Source organism: Pasteurella multocida (assembly GCF_900187275.1).
GTDB classification, from domain to species: Bacteria; Pseudomonadota; Gammaproteobacteria; order Enterobacterales; family Pasteurellaceae; genus Pasteurella; species Pasteurella multocida.
The window spans coordinates 625,196-641,803 of the sequence record NZ_LT906458.1 but is presented as its reverse complement, the minus strand read 5'-3'; the positions used below and the strand labels follow the sequence as shown (position 1 = coordinate 641,803).

Below are 16,608 nucleotides of genomic sequence, written 5' to 3'. Positions count from 1 at the left end.
CATTTAAATGTGATTTAAAACAGCTCTCGGCACGTTGCCGAGAGTGTTAATTACTTGGTGATTTTAACGACACGACCAAAGCGACCGAGCGTTTTATCGCCTGTTTTTGTTGTATCCGCTAAAATCTTCGCTTTAGCATTTAATGCATCAAGTTCATTTCCGCTATTGATAAGCGAAAGCGCATCTGTCGGATTAAAGTTCACTTTATACAGCTCAACTAGCGTCCATTCGTTATCTTCAGCTAAGTTCACACCCTCGAAACGCAAGAACAAGTCTTTCGGGTTTTCAGTGAGCAACGCGACATTTAACACTTCACCATAGCTGTACGATACTGTGTCACTGTTGCTGCTAATTTCTTTTAAAAATTCGACCGCGCCGAATGTTGCATCAACAATGAAATCGGTGTTTTCAACTAAACTACCAATTGTCACTGAGCTGACGTTTTGATGCGCGAGTGCAATGCGATCACCTTTTTTGATTTCTTCCGGTAATTTTTCACCAGAGACTGAACTCGCTTCAATTTTTGTCGACTGACCAAGCAATGCTAATGAAAGATTTTCCGCACTTAACTCATGAAACTTCGCTGACACTTCACCCGTTTTCGCCGTGATGATTTTACGTACTTCTTGACGATTACCACTGTAAGATTCTTTATGCGTTAAATCTTCGACGTTTAACGAGATGCTCAATTCAGACACATCACCTACCCAGCGTTGCGCACCAATTTCACCGCTTGGCAAACGCTCTGCAAGGTAGACTTTACCCTGACCATAGCTGTATGTTTCCGCTCTACTCATCGTTATTTTCTCCATCATTTAAGTTGTTATCTGTATCAAGTGATTTGTTATCACCCTCGGCTTGTTTTTGATCACTTTCAGATGTGGATTTTTTATCCTTCTCTTTACTGTCATCTTTTTTCTTCTTGACAAACTCACCAATACCACGAGATGTGATAAATTGTGCATCTGCATCAGTGACATAAAGCACATCCCCCGCAGAGTGGCTCACACCTGCATGAATATGCGATTTAATTAACTTGACTTTTTTCATCTATTTCTCCCCATGATGATTTTAGTTTGGTATGTTTCCATCCAGACTAGATAAGAATTGGTGTAATCAACAATGTCACCGCGTACAAAGAAAGTTTCTTTTGCACCTTTCACCGGTGGCACCCAGCCCATCAGCCGCTCGCGGATTTTGCCAATAACAGGGTTGCTAACATTAAAATGTGGCGTTTCGTTGCTGTATTGATACGACTGCACAATAACAATGACAGAAAAACTCACGGTGACCATTTGACGTACCGCAATGTCATTTTGATGACCGACCTCACCATTTGGTACAACAAAGACAGCGGGGGTTGCCAACCCCGCCATACTTAACTCAGAAAGAGAACGATATTCCGCGGTAGAACCTAAAGTGTGAATATGTTCTGGTTGTAATGGCTTGAGTTGCTCAAGCACATGCTTTAAGTCAAACGGTCCATATTGCATTAGTAATCCCTCAGTGTTTCTGCCGTGAAAACACGTTCGCGTTTGATAAATTTGGGTTCACCAGAAGACTCCGCTAGCGTATCTTCAAGCCCAAGCGAAAACTTACCTTCTGCAACTAGCTGCAACAATTTCAAGGCATCACGATAGTCACGCACAATCGGGCTATTTTTCTCTTCAGAGGGCAAATGCTGATGAAGAGAGTAGCGAACAATGGCGCGCGCCCACGTGGTTAAAATGCGTGGTACTTGCTTAAACGGTAGCTTATAGCCACGTTGACGCAAATAACCGTCAATTAACGCGCTGGAGTCTACAATCACTTCGTCGATACGGGCGATTGACTGCTGCGCTTTTTCAACTGCCGCAGGTTGTTCACTCGCAACATCTTCGCCATCAATGATTTTGCTGATAATACGCCAGTCGGCAGGGGGTTGCCCCACCTGCGCAGTGACTTGTGCTAACTCAACAACACCCGGTTTTTCGCTTAATTGTTGCAGTGTGATATACATGTGGCGACCTTATGCGATAACGTTTTCAAAGAAATATCCGAGATCTGGTGCAGTGATAAGTTCTTTAACAGACTCACCAACACGCACACGGACACCACCACGATACCCCATGTCTTTATCTTCAATTTCTCGCACTTCACGCGTACCAAATTGCGCTGTAAAACCAAAAGTAATGCCATTGGTTGCATCAGCCAGCGAATCACGGTAAATCAATGAGCAGTGATTGCCCCACGCACGTGCAAGTACAGGTTTTTTGTTCGCATTAACGGTATTAACTAATGCTTGACCAACAAGAATTTGTTCAAGTTCTAATAGCTCACGAATAAACTCAAGTGGTACCAAACCTTCATCACCGAGCGTACCGTTATAAGCTTTCACGATGCTTTTATTCATACGCAATGCTGTTGCCGCTTTTTGCCCAAGAATCATGATGTTTGGACGCATCACTGGAATGTCGAGCGCTTCAGTTAATTGAATAATTGGCTTGGAATCATCATGCGACCATTGTTCTGCACCGCTTAATGTTTTACTTAAGCCAGAGGCATACGACCCTTTTTTAAACACAAGACCTGCCGTGCGTACTTCACGATCTAACTCGATAAGATTCGTTGTGTATTCCGTTGCTTTACCTTTTGGATTAGTGCCTTGAGGTGCATTTTTAACATCCACATTTGGGATTGGGGCATCTAATGCATAATCCTCTGTCGCACTGGCTTTCTCTTTTGAGCCAAATTCAACTTGATTTGGACGTGATGTGCGACCAACATGTGTTTTGGGTAATGTAAACTGATCGCCAAGATTATGTTCTTTATATTTAAATTCCTGTTTACCGACAGCAACACGCGGTAAAACTTGATCTGCAATCATGCGACGGTTGCGATATGCAATCGCAATTGCCGTCAATACTGGATTTGTTGGAAAATCTGCTTTCATATGTTCTATCCTTTTTTCAAAGAGTGAAATGTTGTTTCATTCAAACTAAGTCATTTCGAGTTAGCCAGTGAATACACCGTTTGTGACTAAAATACTGCCTAAGTCATCCTCTACACCATCTTCTTCCGCGATACCGATATAAGCTTGACCACTGGTAGCTTTAACCGCGCGTCCTTGGCTATCTGCTGTAACAAAATCACCACGTTTCACAGTATCGCCGTAGACAACTGGGGTGATACCAGAACGCACAACATCAATATGCTCACCAGGTTCTTTTGGTAGTCGTGTGGACACCCCGAGTAACTTATCTGTGTGTGCCGTTGCTTGTTTAGCACTGTCTTTCGCTTCACCATGACAAACGATAGTAAAGCGATTAACACTGCCTTCAGTGACATATGCCACGATTAAACCTTGAATTTGTGTCATGATTTTTTCCCTTTCATAATGTGATTAACAGCCTCGGTCATACTAATGACGATACCTTTTTGTGCTTGCTCTGCCGCATATTCACTGGCAGCATTTGCAATAGACGCGCCATCCGCAAAATCAACTGCACCTTGTTCTTCGCCTTCATGATCAGATTTAGCCGAGAAGTCCATAGGCTTTTGCGAGATAATTTCTTTAATGACATCAACAGATGATTTAGAAACAGTTTGAGAGCCATCTGAGAATGAAATAGGCTGATTAGCATTTGCCACGAGTACTTCAATTAACGCTTGCTTTTGCGCGGGTAACACTTTGCCTTTACTAACCATTTCTGAAGCAAAGCTTGCGGCATCTTGTTCAAGCGCGGCTTTTGCGGCTTGCTTTTGCTCTTTTTCAGCTTGTTCGACTTTATCCTCACGCGCTTTAAGTGCCGCTTCACGCGCTTTAAGCTCATCTTCACGCTGTTTATCTGCAGCCGCTTTTTCTGCTGCAATTTCTTCTGGGGTTTTATCCATGGGTTTCTCCTGTGGTTGATGGTTGATGGATTCAATATCAAATGAAAATTCGGCAAAGGCATTTTCCGCATCACTTGCGGCAAAATTCACATCCCCCAATCCTTTTACAGCAGGTGGGGCGGCGCCTAAAAAACCGATATGATTTAAGTAATAATGACCAGGTTTAGGATTGCCAGGTGAGTCAGGCAAAAAGATTGAAGCACTGCGTTTTTTATAACGCCCCTCATTAACAGCATCAGCGAAAGCCGCTTCTACTTGACCGACGTGTGCATAAAGGGTATCGCCCTCAATACTTGCTTGTTTTACCCAGCCGTATGATGGTGCTGTTAATTTCGGATGCCCGATGACAATTGGGGCTTCTGAAAGTTGAGGATCATAACTTGCGGCAATATCATTGAGCATGTCAGCCGTAAATGAGATTTCTCGACCATCCATTGCTTTATGTGTGCCGAGTTTCATAATCGCCATTTTGGTTAATTTCATTGCACTAAATACCTTGTTTTAACTATCACAAGGTCCAGTATGAAGAATGTAAAAAGATTTGTATTTTGGACGCGTCTAGAAAAATAAAAGAGAGAATATTGAGAAAGGTATAGTAAGCTGGAGATAAAAGCGTGTTTTTAAGCGTTTATAAACGTTTATAAACACGCCAAAGTCATTTTGAGCAATAACTTATCACATCTCAGCAAATAATGCGAAATTACGCGTTTGAGGGCTTAATTGCGTTTTTAATGTGATGTCGGGCAATATTTAACATTTCAGCTTGGTCTTTTTCTGAAATACCCAGCCATGGGCGGGCAGGAATTGTGACATTTTTGAAAAAGCGACCACCAACATGTAATGCATGTGCCGTTTTAGGCTGAATACTGCCGCCAAAATGGTGAATGGCAGCATACACTCTGTCTGAGCCAAATTCTACACCATCATTGCTGGCTTGATAACGTAATGTTTCACTTAAATGTCCATCAAGCGTTAAAATCTTATCTCGGTTTTTACGCTTAGATTGCTTATATTCTTCACTTAAAGGCTGCCAGGGCGTGCCATCAGGCGACTGCTGTTGAAGAAAGCGAATGCGGTGAATTGATAATAATTCTTCCCCCATTTCTGCAAACATTGACTTAGGATTAGCCAATGTCTTCATTGCTTGATTAAGGATCTTACTAAGCTGTACTGTGTTTATTTCAATCTTGACGCCACTCATATTTCATCCTATAGTTAATTTGAAGCGAGGAAGTACGACTCTGCCAAGTCCTCCAATTCCTCGACACACCTCACTTGTGGCAGCCAGTGAGGTTTTTTTATTCTCGGCGATAAAGCAATATGCCAGAGCGAACTTGTTTAATATAGTCTGCTTTTTCTGCCACAAAGTCAGTTATGCCAATCCAGCCATCTTTCCCCACTTCAAATACAGCAAGTGTCGGAATAATTTCGCCATTTTCTTCAATTTCAATACGTGAAATATAACGACGTCGAACAACAAGGTGTTTAATATCGTGAAAATACTCAGTTTGGACCCAAATCTCATCTGGGAACTTTAATGCCTCAGCAAGCAATAGCATATATTTTTCACGACCTCGCTTTTTCAATTTTGAATGACCACTGCGTGAAGTAAAAAGTGACTTGCTGATCACCAAAGGTTCCTGCATAACATCAAAAAAGACAACAGGTTTACCGCTAGTCGCATTAAATTCACTTAAAAAATGCTGAATATAAAATTCATCACTTTGATCTGAAGGGAGAATTTTCTCACTGCTTAACTTACGAGGTAAGGGCATTTCAATATCTGTTTGAGCACGTGCTGGAAAAACACTTACACGCTTCGTATTGTCGCTATCACGATTAAAAGGGACATGGCTTTCTAGCCTAGATGCACCTGGCGCGTATTCAAAACCAGGATCAATGCCTTTTGGTACATTAACTAATCGCGGATTTGCAGAGCGCGCGCCGACAATTTTAGGCTCTAATTGTAACGGTGGGGCAGTATCAATTTGTAGCCCCATTTTATCCATGTACCGTTGACTACGGGCGATCACTGAACATTGACAGCCCCAGGCATTAATTGGAAAGTGCGTTTTCCACCATGGGTCATCGTGGCGTAAAATTAACCCATCCCATGCCATATGTTCAGGACGAGGATGGATCACCGCATCGGAATGTACATATTCCCAGTACGGCATTGACTCTCGCATTTCATCAAGCTGTGCATACCGCCCAGCTTGATAACTAGAACGTAAATTTGTTTCATAAATCACGCGACTGCGCCAGTTGCGTCCACCTTTATATTGCCACTGATGTTTTTTAACGATTTCATCAAAAGCTTGGCGAAAATCCTCAAGGGTTTTGCCATTTTCAATAAAATCTTGAATGGCTGCTGCAAAATCTTCAATGATTTCCCGACGATGAGCTCCTGCAACTACGGCAGCATAATCATGCTCTGCCGCATAAATATCAGTCCATGTGGCTGTCGGTGTTGGAATTTTGCGCTTGTAAAACTCGACTTGCTCACGGAAAGGTAAACGACTATACACGGTGTTCATCTTTAACCTCATCAATCACGGCATTTTGCCCCGCTAAATGCGCAGCACCTAATGCGATTGCTAGTGCATTGGTATATTGCTCAAGCGACATTTCAGGCATGAGTGTCAATAATTCATCGCGCACTTGTTCAAGTGAAGTGGCGTTATTCACTAATTCTCTTACTTGTTTAATCCAATCACTCACAACAGGTTGTAAGTTCTCACCCAATAAATCGGTCATTTGCGCGGGAATATCGCTATGATGATGCTGGTGCTCTGCAAAATCTGCTGTTTTTTTCGCCTTATTTTTCTTTTCTGGAGCAGGATGATTGTCACTCTCAACTTCTGCTTTCTCCCATTCTCCGCCATAATTGGCTTCAATTTGTGCCAATGTTGGACGATAACCTGTGGTTTCAAAGACAATCTGATCACGTTTAGCTTTATCCGTTAAATCTTCCATTTCTTCAAATATACGATAAACCCTAGGTGGTTTGGCAGTAGCAAAGTTCATTTGAGTTAACCATGTTACAGGTCCTTGATTAAATGACTCACAAATGACATCAGAATCCGCTTTAATAATCGATTCTAATACTTTTTCTTGTAACTCATCATTACCAAGTCTGCCAGGCGTACCTCCTGATGAGGACGTTTGTCCAAGCACAATACGTTGGATGGACTCATTCATTGTGTCAAATAAGGCTTTGTAATCTGCTGTACCACTACGTCCTGCGCTTAATAATTCAATTGGCATATCTGCAGGGACTATAATGCCACTATCAGATTGAATGGAATAGATTGCTTCAAGCAATTTATCTTGATCGGTTGGACTGGCATTTTTGCCATAACGTCCGAGTGCGGTTGGCATACCGAACTTTTCTAAAAAAATGAGCCAAAATTTAACACCATTACGCTTAAATAAGCTTGACCAGTAAAGCCAATGAGCCAAACCGATACCGTAAGGTTCATCATCATGATCAGAGCCTGTGCAAAAAGTCCAAAAATACGGTGCAGGACATTCAATACCTTCTGTTTGATTATCTCTTGTTAATAAGCGCAGTTCACCTTTAGGAGTAAAACGAAAGCGACGACGGTTACGCACTTTAATATCCGCGATATATTTCCCTTCTTCATTGATACGATAGATTAATTCTGCCACGGCATAGCCGTAAAACACACCGAAGTGCATCAATTTAGTCACGCGGTCAAAACCAATACTATTCACCCAGTCACGAATGAAATCCGCTGCAGCAATGTCTTGTGGTTCTTCTGATGCAGGTTCAACAATCCATTCTTTTGCAATGAGTGCATCTTGTCGTTGTGTAAATGTTCGCTTTACTTCTTCGTCACTTAACACTTGCTCATATATGCTTAAATCCCCACCGCCACGAAGACGTAACACGCCATCTTCAGGTTCTGCTAGTGCATTCACATAACCTTTTGTAATATCCTGTCCATCACCTGTTGTGGCGATTTCTCTATTTACTTCAGGTTTTTTATTTTTACTTTTAAACCAATCTGTTATAGCCATGCCTAATATCCTCTAAAATCATTACCGCCGCGAATTGTGCCAAAGCCACGTCGTGTTTTTTTCACTGCATAACTGTTATTAAAAAGTGAACTCGTTTCACGTTTACCAATAGATTTAAAATCAATTTCAAAACCACTGTCAGTACGATAAGCGTAATACAATAACAATTTTGCAATGCCAGCATCACCGTGGCGTTGCGTGCCATTGTTACCTTGCGTTCGTTTATCTGGAATACGAGGTGTGCCTTTGATGACTTGAAATGCCCGCAAATCGTCTAGCATATCTGCGTGATGTGGGATGCCGTGAAATGTACCGTCCTCGAGTGCCGCTTTAAATGGTGGTGCATGTTCTGCATACCACGACTGACTTAACATCACTGATTCGATGATTTGTCCGTAGCGGTCAAATGCGGCTTCAGATAAAAATTGTCCGTTGCCGCGTCCATCGTTCGCTGCTTTAGAAAAGCGCGGCAATCGGTCGCCAATATAGTAATAAACTTGTTCTTGTTGTTTGAAAGGGATTTTTGACATCTCAACGACAAGAACCTCTTTCAGTGTTAAATCTGATTGCTCTTGCCCCACACAAATCACAGATAAGTCACCAGTGCGGGCAAAATCCTCACCGAGATAACTGCGCTGTCCTTGTGGTAGTGCTTGCAATACAGGTAAGAGATTTTCTTCGCACCATTCTTCGACTTCGGCGTAACGGACTGGCTCATCTATTAAGCTAAACTCATCATTCTTAGTTAAGCGGATAAGTGGTGTCTCTTTACTCATTCGGCTTTCGATAAGTGCACGAGTAAGCCAGGCACCGCCTGAATTTTTCGGAATACAGTCTAACTCTTCTGATGCTGCATCACCGTAAGATGCTCTAATTTGAGCAACCCATGCTTGTTCACTTTCTTTTGTCCATTCACGCCCTAAGCGCAAACAAATGCGTTGATAAACCCCATCTTCAATCGCATCGTCAAATGGTATTGTGTGTAAACTGTATGGTTTTTTACCAGCTTTAACATCCTCTACTAATTCATTAAAAGGGTTATCGACCCCATTATGCGTGCTGATAATATGCACTTGACCACCCCACATTAGGAGCGCCATGGCTGCTTTCATCAACTCTGCTAAATCATCATGGAACGCTGCTTCGTCAATAATCACACGACCTTGCTTACCCCGTAAGTTAGACGGACGGGAGGACAGTGCGGTAATGCGCCAGCCACTAGCAAAACGGATGATATAAGCAAGAATGGCTTTTTCTTCATCTCCATCCTTGAATATTTCTTCTGTTTCTTCAATTTCGCCTGCAGCTAATCCATATACTTTAGCCCAATCAGCACAATCACGGATAAATTCCTGCGCCATATCTTTGTTATAACCGATGTACCAAGTATCCATACCCTTTTGAGAAGCAGCAAGCAATGCACTGTCTGCCGCCTCACCCCAAGATAACCCGATACGGCGAGATTTCTCACAAACTTTGACTGGTGTTAAATCCGCACACCATCGCTGTTGATAGCCAAGTAACAACATCGGAGTTTTATAATTATGCTGCACTTGCAATGACACAACAGACTGTTTAAATGGAAGTATGCCAATAGCACCTTGGTTTGGTTTAGTCATTACACAATACCTAAAATTTGTTTTCGAATTTGCTCTGCTGTTTCTTCTGTTAAGCCGTTTTTCTTCACAACTTTATCCACTTCTTTTGCAGCAGCCTCAGCACGAGCTTTAATTTCAGCTTGGTATTTTTTCAGATTGATACTTGCTCCAATCAACGGGCTGATGTTTTTCCCGACAAAGGATAATGCCGCCAGGCGTTTCATTGGGTCGTCTTCTTCTTTTATTTCCTCAAGACTCATTAACGCCTGAAACACTTCGCTTTGGATCATTTCTAAAATCGCATCACTTTGGACACCTTTTTCATTACTGATATTTTCAGAAATAACTTTAGCGGCTTCGGCACTTGCTTTTATTGACGCGAGACGTTGTTCAAGCTTTTGCCCGTAGCGATGGACTGCACTTTTTGAAATGTCATAACCACGCTTTTTAAGTTCATCTTCAAGCTCACGATAACCACTAAAATTATTTTCAACTAGTGCAGAATCAAGCCAATCTCTAATTGATTGAGGTAATGCTTTTACCGTAGAACGTTTTGGCATAGATACCTCCATTACCAATATTTTTCTGGACGAGCAATCCCAGCGCCAACAGGCGCGGTATATTCCACAACGTCAATACCTTTACTTGTGAGTTTGGCATGCCAACGCATGGTTTCACGACCTGTGATGCAAATGAGTTCTTTACCTGCTAAGTAATCTAATTCACGTCTAAGTTCTAATGCCGTTAATTGCATTGGCACACATTGGATCGTGCTTAAAATAAGACTTTCTGCGGCTCCGATAGGACGTGCGTGGTCAAGTGTTAATAAAATAAGCCACCGAATGTGCTCGCGTTTGTTTTTGTCAAATTCAATCATGTTAGCTCCGTCCATACATTAAAATGACTTTATCCAGCTTTTCGTTAATTGTGTCATAACGTGCCGAATTGACTGTTTCACTACGCACTGCGTCTTCTCGACGCTGGTAATCAAGTGGTAATGATGTTTTTAACTCTGTCACTGTTTTATTCGCTGCTTCAGATAAGTCTTTAGCTGCTTTAATATCATCATGCAGTTGTCTGTATCGTTCTTCACTGAATTTAAATTTTTCATTCAGTTTTGCCTCAAATTGTGAGAGTAAAAGCTTACCGAAACCAATCAACATGCCGATAATTGTAATGACAAGACTCACAAAGAAAGTGATCACTTGCCAGCCCCCAACCTCAATCATTTTTCCTCCCTGATAATATAGTTTATTAATTCAATATGCCGTCCCGCGCATTCGCCATATAAGTCATACATTTGCTTTAATGCGATGAATACCGCATCACTTTGATTCATTGGTAATGGCACTGGTGCTTGACATGGTATTGCCAATACCGCGGGTAACTGCTTGGGCTGCACGGGTGCGGGCGAGATTGAGTGCGTGCATGCTGTCAGCATTAAACTGGCAATGGCGACGTAGTTCATTTGTTTTTGCCAATATTTTTTGTAATTCATCTGTGGTCTTATCTCCCAGTTGCTGATAACGCCCTAAATTTTCACTTAGGGCTAAATTCGCTTGATTGGCTTGTTTAATTTGTTTATCCAGCGCAAGTAACTGCGCCTGTACCACTTGGTTTTTAATAATTTCAAATTCTAAACGAGACGCTTGATAACCACTTTTATAGGCTTGGTAGTAGCCCCAAATAGAGACTACAGCAATTAATATGCCATTAATCAAATGCTTACCAAGGCTACTACTAAACAGTCCTTTAATTAATCGTGCAAACATACGGTATTTCCCCAGGTTATATAGCGTGGCTGCCAGTAGTAGATAATTCGTTTTGGATAGCCACGGTTTTCAGCAAAATTAGCCCGACTTCGACCAGCATTTACTTGTTCGACGTTATTCCAGTACAACAAGGGATCCAACCCTTGTGCTTGGGCTTTCTTCTTGTCACGCTGCACCCAACCTAAGCCACCGTTATACGCTGATAACGTAAATGCAATGCGGTCACATTCCGTTTTTGCGGCAATCTTGTCGTAGTGGTATTTGTTGTAAACGACTAAAGCTCGAAGCGCCCAGTTAGGGTTAAATGGCTGATTTATGGCAAGTGAGGGATAGCGTTGAGCTATCCATTTTGCCGTTGATGGCATGAATTGCGTTAAGCCTTGTGCGCCAACAGGCGAGATGGCTTTTACATTCCAGTTTGACTCTTGATGAACTTGTGCCGCAAAGACTGCAATTGGGGCATTTAAGCCCCAGTTTGCATGACTTTCTTGCGTTAAGACACGCTTGTATTGCGTACTTGTTGCAAATACAGGACTAATAACAAGTGCAACCAAAACGATGAATAAGGCATAAAGTCTTCGCATATTAAATCCCTAGCGTGACACCTAACATCACCGCACCGACAATCACAGCACGCCGTAAAACAACTAACGCAAATACTATTAAATAACCATCACAAACGGCATATTCTGGTTCATTGTCAACACGTGGTGTGAGCCGATATTTATTCTTCCAGTTTCGCTTTAAATAGCCACCAGGGCTTGAATAAGGAAAAAGGGCTCTGTCTAAGTGATAGCCTACAATAGCGGCAATAGAAACCAGTGCAAGCTTATAAACTACGATAGGTAATTGATGTGGAGAGATGAGTGTAATTAACGTGAGTAAGGCTAATGCTGAGACTAACCACGAAAGTAAACGCCCAGCTTTGATTGCTTTGATAAAGCCACTAAAAAACATAAGAAACTCCTTGGTTTAGGGTTGATTTGAAAATCAATTAATAAGGAATTTCAGTATGACTTTTATTGCGTCAGATGTATTTTGGACACGTCTAGAATAATTTTAGGAGAGATTTAGGCATAGTGTACAACAAAAACACAAGCGAGAATTGACTATGTTGATTTATGAACCTTTTTCACATATAAAACCAAGAGGCAAGCCTTATGACTTGCCTCCATTACCACAAGAAAAACAGTAATTTTTACTCCCATTCAATATGAATAACATCAATTTTACTCATTCCTTGACTAGTTCCTTCAGAAAAATGTTCAAGAGGTTTAATAACTGTAATATTTAACGAAAGAGTTGGTTTCTCTTTTTGAATAAACGCATTTAATTGTTCAATACTGGGAAACTCAGTAAAAATATTACTATCAAGCATTAGGTTCTTCTCTTCCATATTTACGGCATATTCCAAACGTTCCAAGAAATCAGTATTCATAACATTACCTCAATTAAATCAGCCTGTTAAGTATGTACTTGTTGCTTATAACTTATTTCAAAGTGAATCTATGAGAGCTTTCTTTTCAGCTTTATTTGATTCTTCAGTATCAGAGTATTTTTTTATATTCGGTACTGAGTAAAAGAGAGTTGGAAGCTCAACTTTACCGTTATAAGTAAAAAAGCGTAGTGAAACGGTATCGTCAGCAAATCTACGCCGTTCAAGTAATTTACTTTCATCTTTTTTACGTTTTTTGGTTCGACCTTCTTTTATATCCTTTTCTATCAAATCTATTTTTTCTATAATGGGCTTTCCATATTTTTCTGTTAATGCATTGGATAGCTCATCTATCGTATATTTAGGATATTCTGGTATCTCAATTTCAATTTCACTAAGTTCACCTCCAATAAAACGAACTACAGCAAAAGTATGCCCATTATTAAAAAGAAACTGATCGCACATCCAGTGACTTCTGATCACTTTCTGCCATTCATTGAGTTTAGGTGTTCGCCATCCACTATCACATAGTTTAGTATTCCGTACTTGTTCTAATGTCATACCAAATTTTAAATCCTTATAGCCATCAACTGGTGCAGACAAAACCATAAATGGAAACAGCAAAGTAATTAAGATTACTATTTTTTTCATATTTCACTCCCTTTAATCATTATCAAAATATTCCAGAATATCTTTCTTAATACCACATTTCCTTGCCCAGTATTCATTAAAACGTCGCTGTAATTCTTTTTCTATAATGTCTTGTTTTCTTTGATTTACTTTAAATAAAACATCTATCGCTTTGTTAGAAAAAGACATTTTTTTACAAAGCCAACTAGCCCAAAGGATAAATGCACCAAAAATACCCACAGCAATTCCAATATTTAAGACAAAAGAAGATAATTCAACATCATATTCATTTGAAAATCTTGGAATGCAGTTCAAAATAAAAATAAAAATGAAATATCCAAAAAACACTCTCTTGATGTCTTTCTGTGATAGTGCACTAAATAAAATTTTAATTCTTTCATTACGTAATTTACGCTTTACATCCTTCAATTGTTTATCTGTAAACAAAGTTAAGTCTATTTGCTGATTACCATGACACTGTTGATCGCTAAAAATAGTGTTAATGTTAAATTCATTAAAATGTACTTGAACATTATTGTTTCCTTTGATTTTCATCGACATAGCATCCTCCTAGACCAATTTCATAGAAAATTATTTTTTATTAGCTATTTGAATATTGTTATTACCTTCAATTTCCATTGAACATTGCTCATTAGTACGTTTGTTCTGCTTATTTCTATCTCCTTTAATTCTCATTGTTGACTTTGCAACACCTTCACCAAGCATAAATTTACGCACTGCTGGGTCGGCGTTGCGGAATTTATGGAGCAGGAGTAGTTCTTCATCGTTGATGGCGGTGTTGGCACGCTCACCGAATAGGACATACATTATATCCATCCCTACTTTTGCTATTTCGGCTAGGTATCTGGCATCAGGTATTCTTTTTCCGCTCTCATAATTTGCTTGAGCTAGTCTTTTTACACCGCCAATTGCCCCTAATTGTTCTTGTGTCAATTTTAATTTTTCTCGCTCATTTTTTAAGCGCTCACCAACTGTAGTCATAAAAACCTCAAAATGATCTCAAATAAATACTTGAAATGCATTCGATTGAATGCAATAATCTACCACATCAACAACAAGCCAACCATAAACCAACAGAAAAAAGGAGGTGTTTATGTTTAGTCGGTTATTGATTTATTTTTTAAAAAAGCCACAGGTGGTGGCAGTTATTCGTGAGATTACTCAGCCTTCTCCAAAACTTGAAGGTATGACCCCAGAAACCTTACGAGCTGTTCAGGCAATTGTTTTTGGGACTTCTGAATAAAGTCCTTTATCAGCACAGCAAATTTAGCACGCTGATCTTCGCCAAGCACCATAGGTAAAAGCGTTAGCAGTAAGTTTTGGTGCTGATTTTGAATTTTTAATTCTTCTATTTCTTTTTTTAGTTCGGCAAGTTGGTTTTCCATTTTCAGCTCCTCGGGTTGAATAAACTAACTGCCATAATTTACCACAATTTACATAGGAGGCGAAATGCCAAAAACATCATTTAAGCCTTTGCCTTATCCCCAAACGCCTGAAAGTGTAAGAGCTTATTTTTTACTTCATGGAATTAACCGTAGTGAATGGGCGAGACACTTTGGGGTAAGTCAGCAAGCCATTTCCGACTTGCTTCGTGGGCAGTTGAAGGGTACTTGGGGAGAAAGCCATAAAACAGCAGTGCTACTAGGGTTAAAACCTGATCCTGAATCCCCACAAGTAGCGGCTTAATCACACATTCTTCGTTACCAATTTGAATTGATAACAGTTTAAGCGGAACTGACCGCTTGTAGCGAAATAGGAGCTCAAAATGAAAAGATTACTGATTAAATTTTGTATCTGGTATTTAGCACGCGAATACAGACGACGCGAACGCAAAGACATTAAAAACCAAGCAATTTTGAATAAGTTCCGTAAACAAAACACACAACAAATCGTCGATAAACACAATATTCCGCTTAATCAAGTTAAAAGCTTACAAGGCAAAGTTAATTAATGAGGTGTATCTATGACTGAATTAAAAGGGACAAATAGCAAGCCAGCCCGTAGAGCATTAAACATCATTCGTGCATTAAAAGGATTCTCATTAACAGGGCTTAGTAACAGTCAACTTGCAGAGAGATTAAATGAAAGTCAGGTCAATATTTCACGCGCATTAGCCGTATTACTTGACGAAGGCTTTGTCATAAGACTAGCCGAAGATCGCTTTGCATTAAGTATTCAAGTACTGCAAATTGCAACAGCTCATGCAAACGAATGCAATCTTGCTATTGAAAAAGTCGAACAACTAAACCAACGCATTGCCGCTGGCGCCTTAAGTTAAGGAAAGTAATATGACAAATTTAACCATTGAACAATCACAAAATGCCGTTGCTTTAGCTGCTAAAGCCATGACTCGAGCTAAAACACAAGCTCATGAAGTTTTAGGAATGGTAAAAGCCTTTGATTTTGCACAAAAACTGCTGACCGTCAGCACTTTGAAATTACTATCTCAAGTCAAAGAAACCAAGCAATTCAAAGAGTTAGATTTCTATGATGATAATGGAAACTGCCGACGTGTCGGCACTTGGGAAGAGTTTTGCTTAATGTGCGGACTAACCCGTCAAAAAGTTGATGAGGATTTGCAAAATCTAAATTCTCTAGGTGAAGATTTTTTAGAAACCTCTCAACGCCTTGGTCTTGGTTATCGTGATTTACGCAAATTACGTAAACTCCCAGAAGATGCTCGTTCAGAAATCGTAGATGCCGACTACTCAGAGGCAACCGACAAAGAAGATTTGATTGAGAAAATCGAAGAGTTGACGGTTAAACACGCAAAAGAAAAAGAGAGCTTAGAAGCGCAATTAAAAACAGCAAAAGACAATTATACCGCACAGGAACGTGTTCTTGATAACAAGAATAAACGTATCGATCAGCTTGATGCAGAACTTGAGAAGAAAAAGCAATACATCAACACATTAACGCCAGATGAAAAAGGTGGTGTGTTGCGTAAAGAAACATCCCAGCTTGTTTATGGATCCGAAGCCATTCTACGCGGGCAAGTGTGGAAAGCATTTGAAACATTAGATGCACATACACAAGAAAGTGGCATTGATCACAAGCAGTTTATGACGGGTGTATTAGCCGAGATTGAGCTTGTTATTAATGAATTACGTACTACGTTTAACCTCCCTCAATTTGCGGATGGTGATAACACACCTGCCTGGGCGCGTGGTAATGAAACGCCCGATTATAGTGATGCATTTAACGCCATCATTAACGGCGAAGAACAAGAATAAGG

The 16,608-nt window shown here is 40.4% G+C and carries 26 protein-coding genes; 4 read left to right on the top strand and 22 right to left on the bottom strand.

All coding sequences use genetic code 11. From position 1 onward, the window contains the following. Positions 1 to 50 precede the first annotated feature (50 nt). The 22 genes from CKV69_RS03045 to CKV69_RS10660 form a co-directional block, all read right to left on the bottom strand. Positions 51 to 797, bottom strand: a complete 747-nt coding sequence (locus CKV69_RS03045) for a phage tail tube protein (protein WP_005755580.1) — start codon at positions 795 to 797, stop codon at positions 51 to 53. Then, the gene (locus CKV69_RS03040) at positions 790 to 1,050 is read right to left on the bottom strand and encodes a DUF7210 family protein (protein ID WP_014668247.1); all 261 of its coding nucleotides are present in this window, start codon (positions 1,048 to 1,050) and stop codon (positions 790 to 792) included. Before CKV69_RS03040 ends, CKV69_RS03045 begins: the two co-directional genes overlap by 8 nt. Further along, positions 1,047 to 1,493, bottom strand: coding sequence for a phage tail terminator protein (locus tag CKV69_RS03035; protein ID WP_014668248.1), 447 nt, complete (start codon positions 1,491 to 1,493; stop codon positions 1,047 to 1,049). The genes CKV69_RS03040 and CKV69_RS03035 overlap by 4 nt, the downstream gene beginning before the upstream one ends. Next, positions 1,493 to 1,999 (bottom strand): gp436 family protein, encoded by a 507-nt coding sequence (locus CKV69_RS03030; RefSeq protein WP_005755584.1) that lies wholly within the window; start codon positions 1,997 to 1,999, stop codon positions 1,493 to 1,495. The genes CKV69_RS03035 and CKV69_RS03030 overlap by 1 nt, the downstream gene beginning before the upstream one ends. Positions 2,000 to 2,008: 9 nt before the next feature. Further along, positions 2,009 to 2,932, bottom strand: a complete 924-nt coding sequence (locus CKV69_RS03025; protein WP_005755585.1) for a hypothetical protein — start codon at positions 2,930 to 2,932, stop codon at positions 2,009 to 2,011. 60 nt (positions 2,933 to 2,992) lie between these two features. Next, positions 2,993 to 3,358, bottom strand: a complete 366-nt coding sequence (locus tag CKV69_RS03020) for a capsid cement protein (protein ID WP_014668249.1) — start codon at positions 3,356 to 3,358, stop codon at positions 2,993 to 2,995. Next, a complete protein-coding gene (locus tag CKV69_RS03015) occupies positions 3,355 to 4,356 on the bottom strand; it encodes a peptidase (protein WP_014668250.1) in 1,002 nt (333 codons plus the stop codon). Before CKV69_RS03015 ends, CKV69_RS03020 begins: the two co-directional genes overlap by 4 nt. A gap of 217 nt (positions 4,357 to 4,573) precedes the next feature. Next, on the bottom strand, positions 4,574 to 5,074 hold the full coding sequence (locus CKV69_RS03010) for a phage virion morphogenesis protein (protein ID WP_014668251.1): 501 nt from the start codon (positions 5,072 to 5,074) through the stop codon (positions 4,574 to 4,576). 97 nt (positions 5,075 to 5,171) lie between these two features. Next, the gene (locus tag CKV69_RS03005) at positions 5,172 to 6,410 is read right to left on the bottom strand and encodes a PBECR2 nuclease fold domain-containing protein (RefSeq protein WP_014668252.1); all 1,239 of its coding nucleotides are present in this window, start codon (positions 6,408 to 6,410) and stop codon (positions 5,172 to 5,174) included. Beyond that, positions 6,394 to 7,917 carry a DUF935 domain-containing protein gene (locus CKV69_RS03000; RefSeq protein WP_014668253.1) on the bottom strand — a complete coding sequence of 508 codons (1,524 nt, stop codon included), beginning with the start codon at positions 7,915 to 7,917 and terminating at the stop codon, positions 6,394 to 6,396. The genes CKV69_RS03005 and CKV69_RS03000 overlap by 17 nt, the downstream gene beginning before the upstream one ends. A 2-nt stretch (positions 7,918 to 7,919) precedes the next feature. Beyond that, entirely contained in the window at positions 7,920 to 9,536 is a 1,617-nt protein-coding gene (locus CKV69_RS02995; protein ID WP_014668254.1) for a terminase large subunit domain-containing protein, read from the bottom strand. Then, positions 9,536 to 10,075 (bottom strand): DUF3486 family protein, encoded by a 540-nt coding sequence (locus CKV69_RS02990; protein ID WP_014668255.1) that lies wholly within the window; start codon positions 10,073 to 10,075, stop codon positions 9,536 to 9,538. Before CKV69_RS02990 ends, CKV69_RS02995 begins: the two co-directional genes overlap by 1 nt. 11 nt (positions 10,076 to 10,086) lie before the next feature. After that, positions 10,087 to 10,392, bottom strand: a complete 306-nt coding sequence (locus CKV69_RS02985) for a hypothetical protein (RefSeq protein WP_005755593.1) — start codon at positions 10,390 to 10,392, stop codon at positions 10,087 to 10,089. Position 10,393: 1 nt separating this feature from the next. Beyond that, complete coding sequence (locus CKV69_RS02980) at positions 10,394 to 10,744, bottom strand: hypothetical protein (protein ID WP_005755594.1); 351 nt, start codon at positions 10,742 to 10,744, stop codon at positions 10,394 to 10,396. 96 nt (positions 10,745 to 10,840) lie between these two features. Beyond that, the gene (locus CKV69_RS10745; protein WP_014668257.1) at positions 10,841 to 11,287 is read right to left on the bottom strand and encodes a hypothetical protein; all 447 of its coding nucleotides are present in this window, start codon (positions 11,285 to 11,287) and stop codon (positions 10,841 to 10,843) included. Beyond that, complete coding sequence (locus CKV69_RS02970; protein WP_014668258.1) at positions 11,272 to 11,871, bottom strand: transglycosylase SLT domain-containing protein; 600 nt, start codon at positions 11,869 to 11,871, stop codon at positions 11,272 to 11,274. Before CKV69_RS02970 ends, CKV69_RS10745 begins: the two co-directional genes overlap by 16 nt. A 1-nt stretch (position 11,872) precedes the next feature. Further along, positions 11,873 to 12,244: a putative holin gene (locus tag CKV69_RS02965; protein WP_014668259.1), complete on the bottom strand. Its 372-nt coding sequence runs from the start codon at positions 12,242 to 12,244 to the stop codon at positions 11,873 to 11,875. Between the two features lie 241 nt (positions 12,245 to 12,485). Continuing rightward, on the bottom strand, positions 12,486 to 12,725 hold the full coding sequence (locus tag CKV69_RS02960; protein ID WP_014668260.1) for a hypothetical protein: 240 nt from the start codon (positions 12,723 to 12,725) through the stop codon (positions 12,486 to 12,488). A gap of 57 nt (positions 12,726 to 12,782) precedes the next feature. Next, complete coding sequence (locus CKV69_RS02955; protein ID WP_014668261.1) at positions 12,783 to 13,373, bottom strand: hypothetical protein; 591 nt, start codon at positions 13,371 to 13,373, stop codon at positions 12,783 to 12,785. 12 nt (positions 13,374 to 13,385) lie between these two features. Further along, positions 13,386 to 13,913 (bottom strand): hypothetical protein, encoded by a 528-nt coding sequence (locus tag CKV69_RS02950; RefSeq protein WP_025248437.1) that lies wholly within the window; start codon positions 13,911 to 13,913, stop codon positions 13,386 to 13,388. 30 nt (positions 13,914 to 13,943) lie between these two features. Beyond that, positions 13,944 to 14,354, bottom strand: a complete 411-nt coding sequence (locus CKV69_RS02945; protein ID WP_005755617.1) for a helix-turn-helix domain-containing protein — start codon at positions 14,352 to 14,354, stop codon at positions 13,944 to 13,946. Between the two features lie 176 nt (positions 14,355 to 14,530). Beyond that, a complete protein-coding gene (locus CKV69_RS10660; RefSeq protein WP_025248436.1) occupies positions 14,531 to 14,758 on the bottom strand; it encodes a hypothetical protein in 228 nt (75 codons plus the stop codon). Between the two features lie 64 nt (positions 14,759 to 14,822). Between CKV69_RS10660 and CKV69_RS02940 the strand changes: the two genes are divergently transcribed. The 4 genes from CKV69_RS02940 to CKV69_RS02925 all read left to right on the top strand — a co-directional run bounded on the left by CKV69_RS02940 (position 14,823) and on the right by CKV69_RS02925 (position 16,606). Next, positions 14,823 to 15,059: a DNA-binding protein gene (locus tag CKV69_RS02940; protein ID WP_005755620.1), complete on the top strand. Its 237-nt coding sequence runs from the start codon at positions 14,823 to 14,825 to the stop codon at positions 15,057 to 15,059. Between the two features lie 79 nt (positions 15,060 to 15,138). Then, positions 15,139 to 15,324: a hypothetical protein gene (locus CKV69_RS02935; RefSeq protein ID WP_014668263.1), complete on the top strand. Its 186-nt coding sequence runs from the start codon at positions 15,139 to 15,141 to the stop codon at positions 15,322 to 15,324. A gap of 12 nt (positions 15,325 to 15,336) precedes the next feature. Next, positions 15,337 to 15,651, top strand: coding sequence for an IclR family transcriptional regulator (locus CKV69_RS02930; protein WP_005755623.1), 315 nt, complete (start codon positions 15,337 to 15,339; stop codon positions 15,649 to 15,651). A gap of 10 nt (positions 15,652 to 15,661) precedes the next feature. Continuing rightward, positions 15,662 to 16,606, top strand: a complete 945-nt coding sequence (locus tag CKV69_RS02925) for a hypothetical protein (RefSeq protein ID WP_014668264.1) — start codon at positions 15,662 to 15,664, stop codon at positions 16,604 to 16,606. Positions 16,607 to 16,608 lie beyond the last annotated feature (2 nt).